Genomic DNA, 18,156 nt, shown 5'->3' with positions numbered 1-18,156 from the left:
CTCCCTTTTTTATGCCTTCACGGCGAACGTCAAGCGCGGGCGCTTATTCGTCTTCCAGATAGGCGTAGCCTTGCAGGCCCAGCTCCAGCTCGTCGAGCAGGGCTTTGCGAGTGGCATCGTCCAGCGCCGGGTGAGCGGCGATCCGCTGGTAGTTTTCGCGGATCACGGACGGGTCGATGTTGACGTAACGCAGCAGCTGGTCGACGGTGTCGCCGCGCACCACGTTGCGAATGTCCATCTTGCCTTCGTCATCGAGCCACACTTCCGCGCAGTGGGTGTCACCGAACAGGTTGTGCAGATCGCCGAGGATCTCCTGATAGGCACCGACCAGGAAGAAGCCGACGTGGCACTCTTCGTTCTCGCCGTAGACCGGCATTGGCAGGGTGCTCTCGACCCCCAGACCGTCGACATAGTGCTCGACCTGACCGTCGGAGTCACAGGTGATATCCATCAGGATACCGCGACGGCTAAGCGGACGATCGAGACCCGCCAGCGGCATCACCGGGAATACCTGACCGATACCCCAGGCATCCGGCAGAGACTGGAACAGGGAGAAGTTGGCAAAGCACTTGTCCGCCAGCTTTTCACTCAGTTCGTCAGCCAGCGCACGGTGGTTGCGGTTGACCGGGTTGAGCATCTCTTTGAGCGCCAGACAGGTGTTCTGGTGCAGCATCTCGGCCCAGGCACGCTGTTCAAGGTTCAAGAGGCCCATGGTGTACTGGGTATTCACGTCACCCAGATCTGCCACCGAGTCGTGGAAGATCTCCAGCAGGGAGGGATCTTCGCTGCGCAGATCCAGCCAGCCTTTCCACATGTTCTGCAGAATGGTCGGTGCATCTTCGTCCGGCGCGCTGATGTCGTTCATCTCCACCCCTTCGGCACCAATGATATTGGTGACCAGCACGGCGTGGTGGGCGGTCAGGGCACGGCCAGACTCGCTGATGATGGTCGGGTGCGGCAGATCGAACTCGCGGCAGACATCGCCGATGCCCCATACCACGTTGTTGGCGTACTCGGAGAGGCTGTAGTTGGCGGAGCAGTGGCTCTGGGAACGGGTTCCCTCGTAGTCCACACCCAGGCCGCCACCGACGTCCACGACTTCGATGTTGGCACCGAGGCGACGCAGTTCAGCGTAGAAACGGCCGCACTCGCGGATGCCGCCCTGAATGTCGCGGATATTGGCGATCTGGGAGCCCAGATGGAAGTGCAGCAGTTGCAGGCAATCCAGCTTGCCCAGCCCGCGCAGACGCTCGATCAGCGCCAGGATCTGGGAGGCGGAGAGACCAAATTTGGACATGGAGCCACCGCTCGATTCCCACATGCCGGAGCCGGTGGAAGCGAGCTTGGCACGCACCCCGATGTTGGGCTTGATGTTGAGACGAGCTGACTCGTCCAGCACCATTTCCAGTTCGGAGGGCTTCTCCACCACGATGTAGACCTTGTGGCCCATCAGGTTGCCCAAGAGGGCGTGGCGGATATATTCGCGGTCTTTGTAACCGTTGCAGACGATCACCGAGCCTTGCTCATGGTGATGGGACAGCACGGCCAGCAGTTCCGGTTTGGAACCAGCTTCCAGGCCAAGCCGGGGCTTGTCGCTGTAGGACTGGCTGATGGTCTCGATGACACGACGCTGCTGGTTTACCTTGATCGGATAAACGCAGAGGTAGTCCCCTTCATAGCCAGACTTTTCGATGGCCTGACCAAAGGCGTTGAACAGCGCATCGACCCGACTCTTGAGAATGTCAGGGAAGCGCAGCAACACGGGGGTGGTCAGCCCGGACTGACGCAACTGTTCGATGGCGTCAGAGAGCACGATATGCGCGTCAGGGCGTGATTTGTCGGGGGCGACGGTCACATGACCGGCGTCATTGATATTGAAAAAACCCGCACCCCAGTAGGGAACGTTGTAGACCTTCAAGGAGTCCTTGCTGGACCAGTTAGTCATGGGCTATGCCTCGCAAATGAGCGACCCAAAGTCGCCTTCGTTACCCTCAATCACATCCAGACCATCTAGTGCAGAGTACGGCGAGCGCTGCCATCACGAGACGCAGCCACCCAAACCAACCTTTTGCACATCGCGGCAAGCCAGAGGCTGCCTGGTGGATCTTGGGGAAGTAACGAGTCTTGATGTGGGGCTGGTGGCTTTACATCAAGCTCAACGGTATGCGGTGCCACTATGCCGTAGCGCCGCGGTACTTTGATGACAGACGACATCAGCCACGCCGTCAGTTCATCATTCGGCAGCGATCCCGACAGAAGGAGAGGGTTCCAAGGAAGAGAAGCGAAGGCGCCAGCACGCATGCGTGTTGATAGACGACAACAACCACAGCCCACCTCACCGTCAGTGACCGCCCATGACAAGGGAAGATGATGAGCCGGTGGCCCACTCGGTCAAATGAAGGATGAGAGTCTGTTGTTCTCCCTGATACCGGAGCCTAACCGGTATTAAAGAAACCATTCCCCAGCAGTGTCTGTCGTTTCTGCGTGCCTCGCCCTATAGGCGTATGATCGGTCGGGTTTCTGGCGGCTCTGCCTGCTTCAGGGTTGCCCTTGGATCGGCGCGGAGTGTACACACTTACCGCGGGCAGTGACAATAAAAAATAGTGTTCAAAATCCCCTTTTAATAAGTCGATCAAATCTTGCTGGCGGGCAGGCGGGCTCTGGGATGGCGCAGGTTATGCGACAGCCCGGTTTCCCCTTGAAAAGTGTGTGAAAACGCCATGATTGGGCTGACGCCTTGCTGTGCGGTCGCTGAGGGGAATTTGGCTGCCACCGCCAGCGCCTAAATATCGCAATAAATGCCACATTTATGCGATCTCCCTCCCGGACGTTGCCCCGCGCGCCGCACATTCGCCGCTCTTCCCTTGCGTCAAAAAATGGGAAAAACCTGCGCTGACGCAATGAGTACCCCGCACGGATTGGCCACAATGACCGCTCACAATCGGTTAGAGGCTGACTAATGGATACCCTGCTTGAGCGTTTTCTGCGTTACGTAACTTTTCATACCCGCTCCGATGAGACCAATCCAGCCTGCCCCAGCAGCGAAGGCCAGCTGATCTTTGCCCGTGCCCTGCAAGAAGAGATGAAGGCGCTGGGGCTAACCCGGGTCACCCTGGATGAACACGGCTACCTCACCGGCTGCCTGCCGGGCAACCAGCCGGACGCCCCCGCTATCGGCCTGATTGCCCACATGGACACCGCCGACTACGAGGCGGAGCACGTAGTACCGCAAATCATCGAAAACTATCAGGGCGGCGACATCTGCCTTGGCAAGGGTGACGAGGTGCTCGCCATTCGTGACTACCGCTTCCTGAAAAACTACCTGGGTCAGGATCTCATCACCACCGACGGCACTACCTTGCTTGGTGCCGACGACAAGGCGGGCATCGCCGAGATCCTCACCACCATCGACCACCTGCAGACCCACCCCGAGATCCCCCGCGGCGATATTTGGGTCGGCTTTACTCCGGATGAAGAGATTGGCCGCGGCGCCAACCTGTTCCCGCTCGACCGATTCCCCGCCAAGTGGGCCTACACCGTCGATGGTGGTGAGCTGGGCGAGCTGGAGTATGAAAATTTCAACGCCGCCAGCGCTACGGTGCGTTTTATCGGCAATAACGTCCACCCCGGCACCGCTAAGGGCAGCATGATCAACAGCCAGACCCTGGCCGCCCGCTTCCACGCCGCCATGCCTGCCGAGCAGACCCCGGAGTGCACCGAAGGGTATGAGGGCTTCTTCCATCTGGCCCAGATGAGCGGCACAGTGGAGGAGAGCACCCTCCACTACATCATCCGTGACTTCGACGACGAGCACTTCGCCGCGCGCAAGGCCGAGATGCAGAGCCGGGCGGCCGCCCTGCAGGCCGAGTATCCGAAGGCCCGCATCGAGCTGACCCTGACCGACAGCTATCGCAACATGCGCAGCCAGATTGAGCCGCACATGCATATCGTCGAGCTGGCCAAGGCCGCCATGGAGGCCGCCGACGTGGTGCCGAAAATCAAGCCCATTCGCGGCGGTACCGATGGTGCCCGCCTCTCCTTTATGGGCCTGCCCTGCCCCAATCTCTTCACCGGTGGCCACAACTTCCACGGCAAGCACGAGTTCATCCCGCTGCAATCCATGGAGAAATCAGTCGCCACCCTGGTGGAGCTGGTGCGCCTCACTGCAGCCTGGCGCGGTTAATCGGTAGCTGTCATTACCACGACCATCAAGGGGGGAGCCGGTTAACCGGCTCCCCCCTTGCTATCTGGCCATCACCCATCAGGAAAGGGAAACCGGGGAGAGTCTCTCAGGAGCTACTGGCTGCCGCTGCCATCAAACTGTCATCCCGCTGACATGTCGCGGGAACAGTGTCACATCATGCTGGGAGCAACGGATCGTCGGAGCCCCCCAGATGTTCACTATCGATACCCTGCTGACCCAGCACTTCCCCCGCCTGCTTGGCTACCCCCTGCTCACCCCGCTGTTAAAGCGGCTGTTGGGCTGGCTGCTCAACGAACGTGCCTTTGCCGACTTTGCCACCCGCTACCCGCACCTGCGCGGCCTCGACTTTGTCGAGCAGGCGCTGACCCAGCTCGATTTCGACTATCGGGTCAGCGAGGCGCAGCTGGAGCATATTCCCGCCAGCGGCCGGGTCATTCTTGTCGCCAACCACCCCATCGGCTCGCTGGACGGACTGGCGCTGCTGCAACTGCTCGGTCGCATCCGCCCCGATGTGAAGATCGTCGCCAACCAGCTGCTGGCCCAGCTCGCGCCGCTGCGCCCTTTGCTATTGCCGGTGGACAATATGGAGGGCAAGACCGATCGACAGGCCATCCTCGCCATGAACGAACACCTCGCCCATGAAGGGGCGCTGGTGATCTTCCCCGCAGGTGAAGTCTCGCGGCTTGGCCTCAAGGGGGTGAAAGATGGCCCCTGGCAGGCAGGCTTTATCAAGCTGGCCCAGCGCACCCGCACCCCGCTGGTACCCATCCATCTGGGGGGGCGCAACAGCCTCTGGTTCTATCTCGCCTCCTGGCTCAACAAGCCCGCCTCCGCCCTGTTGCTGGTGCGTCAGCTGTTTCGCCAGCAGGGGCAGACCCTGCCGGTGACCATAGGAGCGCGCATTCCACTCGGCAGTTTTCATGAGCTGCCCGCCAAGACGGCGGCGCGGCTGGTGCGCAACCACCTCTACCGGATTGGCCGTGGCAAGGCGGGACGGCTGCAGACCGAGGCCCCCATCGCCCTGCCGGAGGATCGCCGCCAACTCAAACAGGCCATCGAAAGCTGCGAGCAGCTCGGCACCACCCCGGATGGTCAGGGGATCTACCTCTACCGCCGCCACGAATTGAGTCACTCGGTGATCCTGCGCGAGCTGGGGCGACTGCGGGAGATCGCCTTTCGCGCTGTGGGGGAAGGGTCTGGCAAGCGGCGGGATCTCGATGGCTTTGACAACGACTATCACCACCTGATCCTCTGGGATCCGGCCCGACTCGACATTATCGGCGCCTACCGCTTTGCCCCGGTGGCGGAGCTGCTGGCCAGCAAGGGGAAGGATGGCCTCTACAGCCACACCCTGTTCGGCTTTGAGGATAAGCTGCTGCCCCGGCTGGAACAGGCCATCGAACTTGGCCGCAGCTTTATCCAGCCCGCCTACTGGGGCAAGCGGGGGCTCGATTATCTCTGGTTCGGCATCGGTGCCTATCTGGCCCGCTATCCCCGCTACCGCTACCTGTTTGGCCCGGTGTCGCTCTCCGGCAGCCTGCCGCCGGCGGCCAAGGATCTGCTGGTGAGCTTCTACCGCCAGCACTTTGCCCCCGAGCTGGCGCTGGCACCCTCCCGCCGTCCCTACCCCGAGACGCAGCCGCTGTTCGAAGGGGTGGATTACGGCGCCGATCTCAAAGCTCTCAAGGCCCGCCTCGACAATTTGGGCTGCGCCATCCCTACCCTCTACAAGCAGTATTCCGAGCTGTGCGAGCAGGGCGGCGTCCAGTTTATGGATTTTGGCATCGACCCCGACTTCAACCACTGCATCGACGGGCTGGTGTGGGTCGATGTGAGCCGCATCAAGTCCCACAAGCGTGCCCGCTATATTGGCAGCCATCTGGCCGAGCCGCGCTTATAACCCTGCTGGAGCCAGGCAAACAGCCAAAGGCAAAAAAGGAGAGAGAGGCCATCGCCTCCCTCTCCTTTCGCTCTCATGCTCAGTACCTTTTCGAGGCGCTCGGCCCATCTGGCGTTACTCGGCCGCCTTGCGATCCGAGTGGCCAAGATCCCGCTCAGGGGCAATGACATCACGCACCCGCTGCTTGATCTCCTTGGCCTCGGGGAAGCCGTCATCGACCACCCGATCCCACACCTGCACCCCGCTCACCAGAATGCGGAACTCCCCCTTGCTGGCCGGCACCAGCGCAACCTCCCCCAGATCGCTGTCGAAGGTGGATAGCAGCTCCTGCGCCAGCCAGGCGGCGCGCAGCATCCAGCGACAGAGGGTGCAGTAGCGGATTTCGATGCGGGGTTTGCTGATCAGGGTTTCAGACTCGGTCATGAGTGACTCCATAAAAAAGCGACAATGGCGGGAAGTGGCGTACTGCCGCCCAATGGCCGATCCCGGTTTGGTCAAATCAGTGCTGATCAACCCCATGAAAATCGGCCAGCCAATGGCGGGCAATGGTACGCATCGCCGATTCTGGCAGCTCGAACAGGCCGGGTGCAAGAGGGCCTGCCGCCAGCATCCGGATCCCTTCCATGATCTCCGCCAGCACCAGATAGACATATTCACCAATCACGGCGCCATGGACGAAGTTGACCGCCTCGCCCCGGTTGAGCAGGTAGATCTGGGTACCATCCGGCCGGTTGAGGGCCAGCACATGGGGGCACACCTCTTCGCTCGGCCACGGCAACTGGGCCAGCGAGAAGGCGAACTCGTCGTCAGCCGAGGTGACCGAAGCCACCATGGTGCCGGGGCGCAGCGCCTGCAGATCCGCCAAGTCCAGCGAGCCGTTGCCGGTAGAGCAGATCACCAGCTCGGCACGGCTCAACGCCTCGGCCTTGGTGATCAGGCGAAAACCGTGAGAGAGCGCTTCGACCTGTCGCAGCACATCGGTCTCCACCAGCCCGAGATGGAGGTTGCGACAGCGCAGGTCGCGGGCGATGCTGCGCCCCACCTTGCCATAGCCAAACAGCACGGCTTCGCAGACGTTGAAGGTACGGTTGAGGTTGCGCGCTAGCGACTCCGCGGAGTAGACCACGCTCAAACCAATCTGGATATCCTCGGCCTGCTTGAGGGGGCTGCGTGCCACCGACACCACCGGGGTCGCCAGCACCTCCTGCTCATAGCGTTGATGGCCGTTCTCGGTCATCTCCACCACCCCGAGGAAACGGGGGCCGAAGTATTCACTCAAGATCACCTGGGTTTTGGCAAAGTAACCGCCTATATCGAGGATCAACAACCGCTCGTGGGGGGCCACCAGCGGTGCAATCTGCTGGATGATACTGTCGGGATCATTGGTCCAGCGCCGGTTGAGGGGCAGCACCGGATAGTGCTGGGATACCCACTCCAGGGTCGGGCCGTGTACCGATTTCGGTTTGGGTAAAATGGCACCAATCCGCCCAATCCGGGAAAGCGCTTCGATAAAACGGGGGCGATCGGGAAGCAGGTGAGTGACCAGCAAAATGCAGAGACCATCGATACGTCCCTGTCCGGTGAAATGGCGAAAAAACAGATGCTCAGATCCTTGACTGCGCAACTGTGGCCTCCTTATGTGCCGCAAAGCAGGCAAACAGAACCCGGCGCGGCCGGGTTCTGTGTGTGTCCAAATAAAATGAAAAACCTTTTTATCTGAAACACATAGGTGGCTCAATCATTATCTGCCAAGAGTATGAGCGGGTATGCAAAAATGACTGTAATTGCCTGTTTTTCATGCAAAAATCAGTACAAAGAAGCAGCAGGCCACACCCACCACAGGCTGAGCCCGGTTCCCGCCGCGGCGAGCAATATCAGCCCACCCCAACGCACTGGCAACGGTTTGTCACGCAATGCCCACTCCAGCAGCGGCAGCAACCAGACCGGCAGCAACACCACCAGCGGCACCTCCACATATTGCCAGGCCAGCATCTGGACGAAGGCGAGGGCCAGCGCCAGACCGGCTGGGGCTACCTTGATGCCAACAAAGGTGGCAAGCAGGGCGCGAAAACCGGCGAAAGCGGCCAGCGCACCGGCCAGCTGGGCAATCAGCAGGCTGCCATCGATGCCAATCACCAGCGCCAGCCAGATAAAGCCGAGGGCAAACCCGAGCCCCTCGCGGCTGTCACCGCGCAAGGTGCTCCAGCCAAACCAGAGGATGGCGGGCAGTAGCGCCAGCCAGATCCCGGGTTCGCTCGCCAGTACCGAGGCCAATCCCTGCCACCACACCAGCGCACTGAACACGGCAAAGAGCAGCAGCGAGCCGCGCTGATCGTTCACCTGAGCCGCGATGGCGGGGACCAGCAGGGTTAGCGGCAGCCACTGCCACGCCTTTTCCGGCATGCCATAAAGGCCGCCGAGCCAGGATCCCACCAGCCAGAGCGCCAGCGCGCCCCACAGATACCCCAGTCGCGGCCAGCACCACGATAGCAAAGCGGCTCCCAGAGGAGCCGCCAGGGTTTGCAGCAGAAGTTCCGCGCCCATTACTTGCGCACGCCTTCGACAAACAGGTTGATGTTCATGTCGTCCGGAATGCCGGGCAGCATGTAGCTCACGCCAAAGTCACTGCGTTTGATGGTGGTGGAGGCGTTGAAGCCGCTGCGGTAGCCGCCCCAGGGATCCTTGCCCTCGCCGATCTTGACCAGCTCGAAGGCCACTTCCTTGGAGACACCGTGCAAGGTCAGGGTCCCTTTCAGTACGCCTTTATCCTTGGTGCCCTCGTAAGCGGAGCTGACGAAGGTCATCTTGGGATACTGCTTCACATCGAGGAAGTCCGGACTGCGCAGGTGCTTGTCGCGGGCCTCGTGATTGGAGTCGACGCTGGCGGCATCCACTTCAAAGCTCGCCTTGGCGGCCGCCGGGTTGGCGTCATCCATGCTGAAGGTGCCGCTGAAGGTGTTGAAGCGACCCACCAGCTCGGAGAAGCCCAGGTGACCCACCTTGAACTGCACCGTGGTGTGCGCCGCATCCACATCGTAATCCGCCGCCATCAGAGGGGTAGCCATAAACAGGCAGGAGGCCAGCAGAGCCTTGGTCATTTTCATCCGTTCGTTCCTTCATCTTGGGGTTCACATCAGTGGTTAAAATGCTAACCTCGTTCTGAAGATGAATAATCAGTGATTTATTAAATTCATTATTTACTGAGGATGGAAAATGGACCAGATCGCCGCCATGCGCACCTTTATCAAGGTGGTGGAGTGCCAAAGCTTTACCAGGGCCGCCAACCAGCTCGGCATCTCGGTCGCCATGGCCTCCAAACTGATGCAACAGCTGGAGGAGTCCCTCGCCACCCGGCTGCTGTCGCGCACCACCCGTCAGGTCAATCCCACCGAAGCGGGCCAGTTCTACTACCAGCGCTCCCTCGCCCTGCTGGCGGAGCTGGAAGAGACCCACAGCCAGCTGACCCACCACAACCAGCAGCCGAACGGCACCCTCAAGCTCTCGGTGCCGATGGATTTTGGCTATCTGCACCTCTCCCCCGCCCTGCCGCTGTTTCGCCAGCGCTTTCCCGATCTCAAGCTCGATATCGAGTACAGCGACCGGCGGGTAGCGCTGGTGGAAGAGGGGTTCGATCTGGCGCTGCGGATCGGCCACCTCAGCGACTCCTCGCTGGTGGCGCGCCAACTGGCCACCATTCGGGTCGAACTCTGCGCCAGCCCCGCCTATCTGGCACGCAAGGGCAGACCGGGAAAACCCGAGGATCTCAAGCAGCACGACTGCCTGATCTACACCCTGACCCAGCCGGAGTGGCACTTCAAACGGGGAAGCGAGCAGCAGAGCATCCGGCCACAGGGGCCGCTGCGGGCCAACAACGGGGTGGCGCTGACCCGCGCCGCTTGTGATGATCAGGGCATCATATTGCAGCCCACCTTTATCGTGGGGGAGGCCCTGCGGTCAGGGCAGCTGGTCAGCCTGCTGCCAGAGTGGGACAAGGGAGATGTGGGACTTTATGCGGTCTATCCGCACCGCCGCTTCGTCTCGGCCAAGGTGCGCTGCTTTATCGAGTTCGTGCAGGAGCGCTATCTCGCCCCGCAACAGTGGGATAAGCCGTGATGATTGCCAGAGCAGAGAGTACGGCCTGAATGTCCGGCCTGCTGGCCCGGCTTGCAACCTAGCGCTGGCCAGGGGCCGCGGCCGGAACCAGCTTCGCCAGCAGACGCTCCTGCTCGAGGCTTAACTGCCAGCGTGGCAAACGGGTGCGTATCACCGACAACTGCTGCTCACTGAGGGCATAGGGGAGCGCCACTTCAATCTCGGGGCAGTCAAACATGGCGGCCAGCTGCAGGATCAAAATGAGGTTTGCCTCGTCGGTCTTGTGCTTGTTGACCCGTTTGCGGATCTCGTGGCGCAGCTGGGTTTCGGGGTCCTGGGTCATCGCCAGCCATCCGAAACCGAACAACGGCACCAGCGCGCTGACAATCCCCAGCGCCGTCATCGGCTGCTTGGGAGGATGATAGAGTGCGTTGAGATCCAGCCGAACAGGATTCTGACGAACCTCACCCTCACCAAATAAAATCGTTTTCGTCATTGGATTACCCGTTATATTCCACTAGACTGCGCCGCATATTTTACCCCGATATGCCAACGAGGTGCTGATGCTAAGCGATATCGAGATCTCCCGCCAGTCCCCCCGTCTCTCCATTCACGCGCTGGCCGAACGCCTCGCCATCCCCCAGCACCTGCTCAGCCCTCATGGCCACTACAAAGGCAAGCTCAGCCTCGACCTGCTCAAATCTCAGCCCACACAGAGCGGCAAGCTGGTACTGGTGAGCGCCACCACCCCGACCCCGCTCGGTGAAGGGAAAACGGTGACCACCCTTGGCCTCTCCATGGGGCTCAACCATATCGGCCAGCCCAGCATCGCCACTATCCGCCAGCCGAGCCTCGGCCCGGTATTCGGGGTCAAGGGGGGGGCAGCCGGCGGCGGTCATGCCCAGGTGGTGCCGATGGAGGAGATGAACCTCCACCTTACCGGCGATTTTCACGCCCTCACTGCAGCCCATAATCTGGCGGCAGCTGCCCTCGATGCCCGCCTGTTCCATGAGCGCAAACTCGGCGACCAGTTCACCGCCAAAACCGGCCTGCCGCGGCTCGATATCGATGCCGATAACATCCTCTGGCCACGCACCCTCGACATGAATGACCGCGCACTGCGCCACCTCACGATTGGACAGGGGGGCGCTGCCGATGGTGTGGAGCGCAGCGATCGCTTCGTCATCACCGCCGCCTCCGAACTGATGGCCATTCTGGCGCTGGCAAGCGATCTCAAGGATCTGCGCGATCGCATCGGCCGCATCCAGCTGGCCCGCGATATTCACGGCAAGCCCGTCACCGCCGAACAGCTGGAAGTAGCGGGCGCCATGACGGTGCTGCTCAAAGATGCGCTGCAACCGACCCTGATGCAGACCACCGAACAGACACCGGTGCTGGTACACGCCGGCCCCTTTGCCAACATCGCCCACGGCAACTCCTCGGTGATCGCCGATCGCATCGCCCTTGGCCTGACCGACTATGTGGTGACCGAGGCAGGTTTTGGCTCCGACATGGGGCTGGAGAAATTCTTCAACATCAAGAGCCGCCAATCCGGTATTACCCCCGCCTGCGTGGTGCTGGTGGCCACGGTGCGCGGTCTCAAGGCCAACAGCGGCCTGCTCGATATCCGTCCGGGCCAGCCGCTGCCAGCCAGCTTGCAAGGGGAAGATCTGCCGACCCTCAAGCAGGGCTGCGCCAACCTCGCCTGGCATATCAGGAACGCCCGCCGCTACGGGGTGCCGGTGGTGGTCGCCATCAACCGCTTCCCCACCGACAGCGAGGCCGAACTGGCGCTGCTGGCCCATGAAGCGCAGCAAGCCGGCGCCTGTGGCGCAGCCATCTCCAACGCCTTCACCCAGGGTGGTGCCGGTGCCAGCGAGCTGGCCCGCGCCGTGGTCACCGCCTGCGAGCAACCCGGTAAGGTGAAACTGCTCTACCCCGACGAGGCGAGCCTCGACGCCAAACTGGCGACCCTGGTGGAGTGCGGCTACGGCGGCCGCGGAGTGCAGCTCTCCGACAGAGCGCGCCAGCAGCTGGCCCAGCTCTCCGCCGAAGGGTGGGATCACTTGCCCATCTGCGTGGCCAAGACGCCGCTCTCCATCAGCCATGACCCCGCCCTCAAGGGAGTACCGACCGATTTCGAGGTGCCCATCGACGAGGTGAAGCTCTGCGCCGGTGCCGGGTTCGTCTATGCGCTGGCGGGCCCCATCATGACCATGCCGGGGCTGGGCAGTCTGCCTGCCTATAGCCATATCGATATCGATGAGAACGGCGAGATAGTCGGCCTGAGCTGAGCCCTTCCACAACGCCAGAAACAACAAGGCCCCGCCAATTGGCGGGGCCTTCTGTTATCCATGCATCACCCCTTAGAGGGTGAAGCGCTGGGTCATATGGTGCAGGGTGTTGGCCAGCTTGCTCAGCTCGACGCAAGCCTGGGCGATCTGATGAGCGCCCTGGGCATTCTCGTCAGCGGCATTGTGAATGTTGACGATGCTGCGATTGAGCTCTTCGGTCACCGCGTTCTGCTCTTCGGTGGCGGTGGCGATCAGGGTGTTCATGTCGGTGATGCGCACCACGGCACCGTTGATGGTCTCGATACTGGTACCGGCATCCCGCGCCAGACCGACGCTCTCCTGCATCTGGTGACGACTCAGCTGCATGGCGTTGCCCGCCTCGGCGGCGCGGCTCTGCAAGAGCTCGATCATCTTGCTGATCTCGGCGGTGGAGTCCTGGGTACGCTGGGCCAATGAACGCACTTCATCCGCAACGACCGCAAAACCACGACCCTGCTCACCGGCACGGGCCGCTTCGATGGCTGCGTTAAGGGCCAGCAGGTTGGTCTGGCCGGCGATATCGCGGATCACATCCAGCACCACGCTGATGTTGGCGCTGTCGGCCTCCAGCTGCTGCACCACTGTGCCTGCCTGTTCAATCTTGACCGACACCTCTTCGATGCTGGCAATCGAGCTGCGTACCACTTCGCTGCCAGCAGCAGAGGTGCGGGAGGCATCCTTGGCGGCGCTCATGGCATCCGTGGTGTTGCGGGCCACTTCGTTGACGGTGGACTGCATCTCGTTCATGGCGGTCGCCACCTGGGAGACTTCGTTCTGCTGGATGGCCATGCCGCTGGCAGACTGGCTGGAGATGGCGCTCACCTCCTCCACTGCGCTGCTGAGTTGGCTCACGGAGCCGGCGATCTCGCTCACCAGATCGGAGAGGGAGCCCTGCATCCGGTTGATGGCGGAGCCCAGCTGACCCAGTTCATCGCGGTTGAAGCGGCTGTCACGGATCCACTGCTGCAGTTCGCCCTGACCCAGATCGCCATTGGCAATACGCTGGGCCTGACGGGCCAGCATGATCAGCGGGTCGCGAATTTGGCGGGTCAGTACCACGGAGAGCACCACCACAAGAAGCAGACCGAGCACCAGTGCGATGGTGACGCTCAGGTTGGCGGATTGGTAAGAGGCGACAATATCCCCTCGTGAATCGGATGCGTAACCGTGATTAATCTGGTTAAGCTCATCAGCCAGCTTGGTAAGAGAGCCGTAAAGTGGCACCCCTTCGCTCAGGAATACCTGTCTGGCCGCTTCCATCTGGTTACTGTCCTGCAATGCTCTGACACGCTGAAACAGCACTGTATAGCGACTCCAATTCCCCCTGAGGCTATCAAACGTACGCCGCTCAACGACGTCCTCCGGCCAGATAATTTTGTCATAGCCATCAAGCTGCTGCACAACCTTGCTAAATTGACCATCTATGATGACGCGATATTCGGCCCGTTTTGCCGGCTCGTCTGCAACCAAAAAGAAAGCGAGTTCATTGCGGCGCAATTCACGGATAGCATCACCAAGCTGGTTGGCACGGTTGACCGCAGGCAGGATGCTGTCGGTAAAACGGATGGCATCAGCGTTCATATTGCCAAACTGAACAAGAGAAAAACCGCCGATAAAGGCGACCATCAAACCGAGCACAGCGAAGCCGGCCGAAAGCTTTTTACCTATGGTCATGGTACTGGTATTCATGAGATATCCTGGTGGTCGTTAAACTAGTCACTCTCGTCCGGTTCACGCCCTCCTGGCATGAACTATCTGGCCACCTGTTCAGTGGCGCACCATCCAACCTTGATGAATATCTCTGAATTCCATGAGCGGCAGCGAGAGCCGTGAGGGGGCGCTAGAGTAACCGGATTGTGATGGTTCGGAAAGAGTCTGTCCGGTTACTTTTTGTAAGGTGAAAACGAGGGATTTATCGTGCTCGATTAAATATACCGCTCAGATGAATAAATCGAAAAAATACATAACGTTTGCATAGTGCAAGCCGCACGGACCAAGCCGTTGCAGGCCGCCACTCTCATCCGGAACCAATGAAAAACGCCAGCAATGGCTGCTGGCGTCTCGTTTATTCAGCGTGGCGGTTACAAAACAACCGCCATCTTATCCGCGCAGGCCGCCCAGAAATTCGGCCCGGGTATCGGGCTGGGTCTTGAACACCCCGCCGAGGGAGGTTGTGGTGGTATAGGAGGTGGAGTCCATCACGCCGCGCGCCTTGACGCAGTAGTGGGTCGCCTTGATGCTGATGGCCACATCCTTGGTACCGAGCAGGGTCTGCAACGCCAGCAGGATCTGCTGGGTCAGCCGCTCCTGCACCTGGGGACGGCGGGCGAAGAACTGCACGATGCGGTTGATCTTCGACAGGCCAATTACCTTGCCACGAGGGATATAGGCCACATGGGCCATGCCGTCGATGGTGACGAAGTGGTGTTCGCAGGTGCTGGTGAGGCTGATGTCCCGCACCATGATCATCTCGTCCACCTGCATCTTGTTCTCGATCACCGTCACCTTGGGGAAGGTGGAATAGTCGAGGCCGGAGAAGATCTCGTTGACGTACATCTTGGCGATGCGATGCGGCGTCTCGGCCAGACTGTCATCGGCCAGATCCAGCCCCAGCGTCTCCATGATGGAGCGCATATGGCCTTCGATCTTCTCCCGCTTCTGCTGGCTGTTCAGCTCGTTGATGACCAGGGGGGTTTCCAGTCCCTGGGCTTCGAGGGCAGCCCTGACCAGCAAGGCTTCCGGACTTAAGGTTGTCATTATCTTCTCTCCCACGCTCAGGGACTGTGAGGGCCGCTCAAGGAGCAACCCCTTATGTTATTGCGGCGTACAGGGCCGACGGTATCGCTGTAATGGTAGCCACACAGGTTGTGACGGCCATCTGTTATGGCGGCATAGTAAACGGCCATTGCCGCCAAGATTCAAGTCAACTTGTGCGTCACCTCATACTTTATGGCCATCTACCCCCGTTTTTGCGCCGATTACCCCGAGATTCCCTTGAGATAACCTGCCCATCCCCGGGGATTTTTGTGATAATCCCGCCTTCAATCATAGAAAGAGGTCATGACGATGGGATTTGATACCAGCGGACTACTCCCCTTAAGCGATGCCCTGCAAGGGATGCTGGAACAACTCGCCTGCTGCTGCGACAGCGAGCAGTTGCCCCTGCCAGAGGCCCTTGGCCGGGTACTGGCCTGTGATATCGCCTCCCCACTCGCCGTGCCCCCCTTCGACAACTCTGCCATGGACGGTTATGCCGTACGCCTTGCAGATCTCGCCAGCGGTACCCCGCTCATCATGGCGGGCAAGGCCTTTGCCGGTCAGCCCTATCAGGGAGAATGGCCCGCTGGCCACTGCGTGCGGATCATGACCGGCGCTCCGGTCCCCCCAGGCACAGATGCGGTGGTGATGCAGGAAGAAACGCAGGCCGATGGCGATCGGATCACTTTTCTGATGCAACCCGAACCGGGCCAGAATATCCGCCGCGCCGGCAGCGATATCGGCAAGGGCGCCTGCGTGCTGCCAGCCGGTACTCGCCTCACCCCGCGCGAAATGCCACTGCTGGCCTCCCTCGGCGTGGCTACCGTCGCGGTACGCCGACCGCTGAAAGTGGCCATCTTCAGCACCGGCGATGAGCTCAAACCGGTCGGTACCCCGCTCGCCCACGGCGATATCTATGACTCCAACCGTTACGGCGTACGGGCCATGCTGGCACGTATGGGCTGCGACTGCCTCGACCTTGGCATCATCCCCGACGACCCGGCCCAGCTACGCGCAGCCTTTATCCGCGCCGACGAAGAGGCCGATGTGCTCATCACCACCGGCGGCGTTTCGGTAGGGGAAGCCGATTTCACCAAACAGCTGCTGGACGAGCTCGGCGAGATCGGCTTCTGGAAGCTGGCCATCAAGCCGGGCAAGCCGTTTGCCTTCGGCCGTCTGCCCCGCGCCTGGTTCTTCGGCCTGCCGGGCAACCCCGTCTCCGCCATGGTCACCTTCGATCAGCTGGTGCAACCGGCGCTGGCCAAGCTGGCGGGCCAGCACTTCGAGCGCCCGCTCCAGCTGCAAGCCATTGCGGCCGAGCCACTCAAAAAGAGCCCAGGCCGACTCGACTTCCAGCGCGGCATCCTGAGTCAGGGGCCAAACGGCCTCGAGGTGCGCAGCACTGGCTCGCAGGACTCCGCCGTGTTCAGCTCCCTGTCGCAAGCCAACTGCTACATAGTTCTTGAACGGGAACGGGGCCGCGTCGCCGTGGGCGAGACGGTGACCGTGGAGCCATTCGGGGGATTGCTGCTGTGAGCGAGATCCTGAGCGACGCCGAACTGCTGCGCTACAACCGCCAGATCATCCTCAAATCCTTCGACTTCGAGGGACAGGAGGCGCTCAAGCAGGCCCGTGTGCTGGTGATCGGCGCCGGTGGCCTTGGTTGCGCCGCCAGCCAGTATCTGGCGGTGGCCGGGGTTGGCCAGCTCACCCTGGTCGATTTCGACAAGGTGGAGCTCTCCAACCTGCAGCGTCAGGTGCTGCACAACGATGAGCGCATCGGTCACTACAAGGTGGACTCAGCAGCGCAATCGCTGCGTGCCCTCAATCCCTGGCTCAACGTCGAGACCCACGCTGCCGTGGCCGATGAGGCGCTGCTCGATGCCTTGCTGCCCCGGCATCAGCTGGTGCTCGATTGCACCGACAATCTGGCCATTCGCAACCTGCTCAACCAAAAGGCGCGCCAGCACAGAATACCGCTGGTCAGTGGCGCAGCCATCCGGCTGGAGGGTCAGCTCTGCAGCTTCACCTGGCAGGAAGATGAACCCTGCTACGCCTGCCTCAGCGCCCTGTTTGGCGAGCAGGCACTCACCTGCGTCGAAGCCGGTGTACTCGCCCCCGTGGTGGGATTGGTGGGCAGCCTGCAGGCACTTGAAGCCATCAAGATCCTGGCCAGCATGGGCAAAAGCTACAGCGGCCGCCTGCTGATGATCGACGGCCTGAGCGGCACCTTCCGCGAGATGAAGCTACCCAAGCGTCCCGACTGCCCGGTCTGCTCCCACCCTTGACGCAAACGTGTCTAGTCCTGAAATAGGTTTACACATTTTCAACTAGCATTTCTCTACTCAGAACCCCCTATGTACCACATCGGGGGTTCTGTATTTCAACGCATGATGCGGCCGCTCCTCGTTGTAAATATCCACCGCTTCACGCACCCTTTCCCGCGCTTGCGTCAAATCCTGCGGGCTTTGCAACAATAACTCCCCTTTCAAAATCCCGTTCACCCGCTCCGCCAACGCATTCTGGTAACAGTCATACCCATCCGTCATCGAGCATTTCACCCCGTACCGCTCATGTAATTACTGATACAGCCCCGAGCAATACTGCACGCCGCGGTCCGAGTGATGGATTAGCTCCCCGCTGCCACGTCGTTGCTTCAGTGCTTTCTTGAACGCCATCGCCACCGACTCGGCATGCATTCCTTCGTGCACGTGATGGCCCACTATCTTGCGTGAGTACGCATCTGTCACCAGGCTCAGGTACAGCGGCCCGCTGCTGGCTGGCAGATAGGTGATATCTGCGACCCAGACCTGCTCCGGGGCCACCGGCGTGACCTGCTCTGGCCCCGCCTTGAGCAAGTTGGGATGACG

The 18,156-nt window shown here is 60.9% G+C and carries 14 protein-coding genes and 1 pseudogene; 6 read left to right on the top strand and 9 right to left on the bottom strand.

Annotated elements, in window-relative coordinates:
* Nucleotides 1-43: 43 nt before the first annotated feature.
* Nucleotides 44-1,945: a biosynthetic arginine decarboxylase gene (gene speA / locus AB5Z09_RS16860; protein ID WP_204478349.1), complete on the bottom strand. Its 1,902-nt coding sequence runs from the start codon at nucleotides 1,943-1,945 to the stop codon at nucleotides 44-46.
* Between the two features lie 1,014 nt (nucleotides 1,946-2,959).
* Between speA and pepT the strand changes: the two genes are divergently transcribed.
* On the top strand, nucleotides 2,960-4,183 hold the full coding sequence (gene pepT / locus AB5Z09_RS16855; protein WP_368195785.1) for a peptidase T: 1,224 nt from the start codon (nucleotides 2,960-2,962) through the stop codon (nucleotides 4,181-4,183).
* Nucleotides 4,184-4,394: 211 nt separating this feature from the next.
* Nucleotides 4,395-6,104, top strand: a complete 1,710-nt coding sequence (locus AB5Z09_RS16850) for a lysophospholipid acyltransferase family protein (RefSeq protein ID WP_150997257.1) — start codon at nucleotides 4,395-4,397, stop codon at nucleotides 6,102-6,104.
* A 114-nt stretch (nucleotides 6,105-6,218) separates the two neighbouring features.
* Here AB5Z09_RS16850 and AB5Z09_RS16845 read toward each other — a convergent pair whose 3' ends face one another.
* The 4 genes from AB5Z09_RS16845 to AB5Z09_RS16830 form a co-directional block, all read right to left on the bottom strand.
* The gene (locus AB5Z09_RS16845; protein ID WP_043821170.1) at nucleotides 6,219-6,527 is read right to left on the bottom strand and encodes a SelT/SelW/SelH family protein; all 309 of its coding nucleotides are present in this window, start codon (nucleotides 6,525-6,527) and stop codon (nucleotides 6,219-6,221) included.
* A gap of 76 nt (nucleotides 6,528-6,603) precedes the next feature.
* Nucleotides 6,604-7,728, bottom strand: a complete 1,125-nt coding sequence (locus AB5Z09_RS16840; RefSeq protein ID WP_107685101.1) for an adenosylhomocysteinase — start codon at nucleotides 7,726-7,728, stop codon at nucleotides 6,604-6,606.
* 182 nt (nucleotides 7,729-7,910) lie between these two features.
* Nucleotides 7,911-8,648 (bottom strand): hypothetical protein, encoded by a 738-nt coding sequence (locus tag AB5Z09_RS16835; protein ID WP_368195784.1) that lies wholly within the window; start codon nucleotides 8,646-8,648, stop codon nucleotides 7,911-7,913.
* Nucleotides 8,648-9,208, bottom strand: a complete 561-nt coding sequence (locus tag AB5Z09_RS16830) for a YceI family protein (RefSeq protein ID WP_368195783.1) — start codon at nucleotides 9,206-9,208, stop codon at nucleotides 8,648-8,650. Before AB5Z09_RS16830 ends, AB5Z09_RS16835 begins: the two co-directional genes overlap by 1 nt.
* A gap of 109 nt (nucleotides 9,209-9,317) precedes the next feature.
* Between AB5Z09_RS16830 and AB5Z09_RS16825 the strand changes: the two genes are divergently transcribed.
* Nucleotides 9,318-10,217 carry a LysR family transcriptional regulator gene (locus tag AB5Z09_RS16825; protein ID WP_368195782.1) on the top strand — a complete coding sequence of 300 codons (900 nt, stop codon included), beginning with the start codon at nucleotides 9,318-9,320 and terminating at the stop codon, nucleotides 10,215-10,217.
* 58 nt (nucleotides 10,218-10,275) lie between these two features.
* Here the strand turns inward: AB5Z09_RS16825 and AB5Z09_RS16820 are convergent, their stop codons facing one another.
* Nucleotides 10,276-10,692, bottom strand: a complete 417-nt coding sequence (locus AB5Z09_RS16820) for a hypothetical protein (protein ID WP_159157274.1) — start codon at nucleotides 10,690-10,692, stop codon at nucleotides 10,276-10,278.
* A gap of 67 nt (nucleotides 10,693-10,759) precedes the next feature.
* Between AB5Z09_RS16820 and AB5Z09_RS16815 the strand changes: the two genes are divergently transcribed.
* Nucleotides 10,760-12,490: a formate--tetrahydrofolate ligase gene (locus AB5Z09_RS16815; RefSeq protein WP_368195781.1), complete on the top strand. Its 1,731-nt coding sequence runs from the start codon at nucleotides 10,760-10,762 to the stop codon at nucleotides 12,488-12,490.
* Nucleotides 12,491-12,562: 72 nt separating this feature from the next.
* Here AB5Z09_RS16815 and AB5Z09_RS16810 read toward each other — a convergent pair whose 3' ends face one another.
* Together AB5Z09_RS16810 and folE are read right to left on the bottom strand one after the other, a co-directional pair.
* Nucleotides 12,563-14,218, bottom strand: a complete 1,656-nt coding sequence (locus tag AB5Z09_RS16810; RefSeq protein ID WP_368195780.1) for a methyl-accepting chemotaxis protein — start codon at nucleotides 14,216-14,218, stop codon at nucleotides 12,563-12,565.
* 411 nt (nucleotides 14,219-14,629) lie between these two features.
* Complete coding sequence (folE, locus tag AB5Z09_RS16805) at nucleotides 14,630-15,286, bottom strand: GTP cyclohydrolase I FolE (protein WP_139473435.1); 657 nt, start codon at nucleotides 15,284-15,286, stop codon at nucleotides 14,630-14,632.
* A gap of 309 nt (nucleotides 15,287-15,595) precedes the next feature.
* Between folE and moeA the strand changes: the two genes are divergently transcribed.
* Nucleotides 15,596-16,822 (top strand): molybdopterin molybdotransferase MoeA, encoded by a 1,227-nt coding sequence (gene moeA / locus AB5Z09_RS16800; RefSeq protein WP_368195779.1) that lies wholly within the window; start codon nucleotides 15,596-15,598, stop codon nucleotides 16,820-16,822.
* Nucleotides 16,819-17,574 (top strand): molybdopterin-synthase adenylyltransferase MoeB, encoded by a 756-nt coding sequence (gene moeB, locus AB5Z09_RS16795; protein ID WP_368195778.1) that lies wholly within the window; start codon nucleotides 16,819-16,821, stop codon nucleotides 17,572-17,574. The genes moeA and moeB overlap by 4 nt, the downstream gene beginning before the upstream one ends.
* Before the next feature lie 57 nt (nucleotides 17,575-17,631).
* Here the strand turns inward: moeB and AB5Z09_RS16790 are convergent.
* A pseudogene (locus AB5Z09_RS16790) lies at nucleotides 17,632-18,156 on the bottom strand (IS3 family transposase); the annotation flags it as partial.

This window comes from Aeromonas sp. R2-2, from assembly GCF_040908355.1.
In the GTDB taxonomy this organism is placed as follows: Bacteria; Pseudomonadota; Gammaproteobacteria; order Enterobacterales; family Aeromonadaceae; genus Aeromonas; species Aeromonas veronii.
The sequence above is the reverse complement of the archived record's forward strand: the minus strand, read 5'-3'. Positions and strand labels throughout refer to the sequence as shown.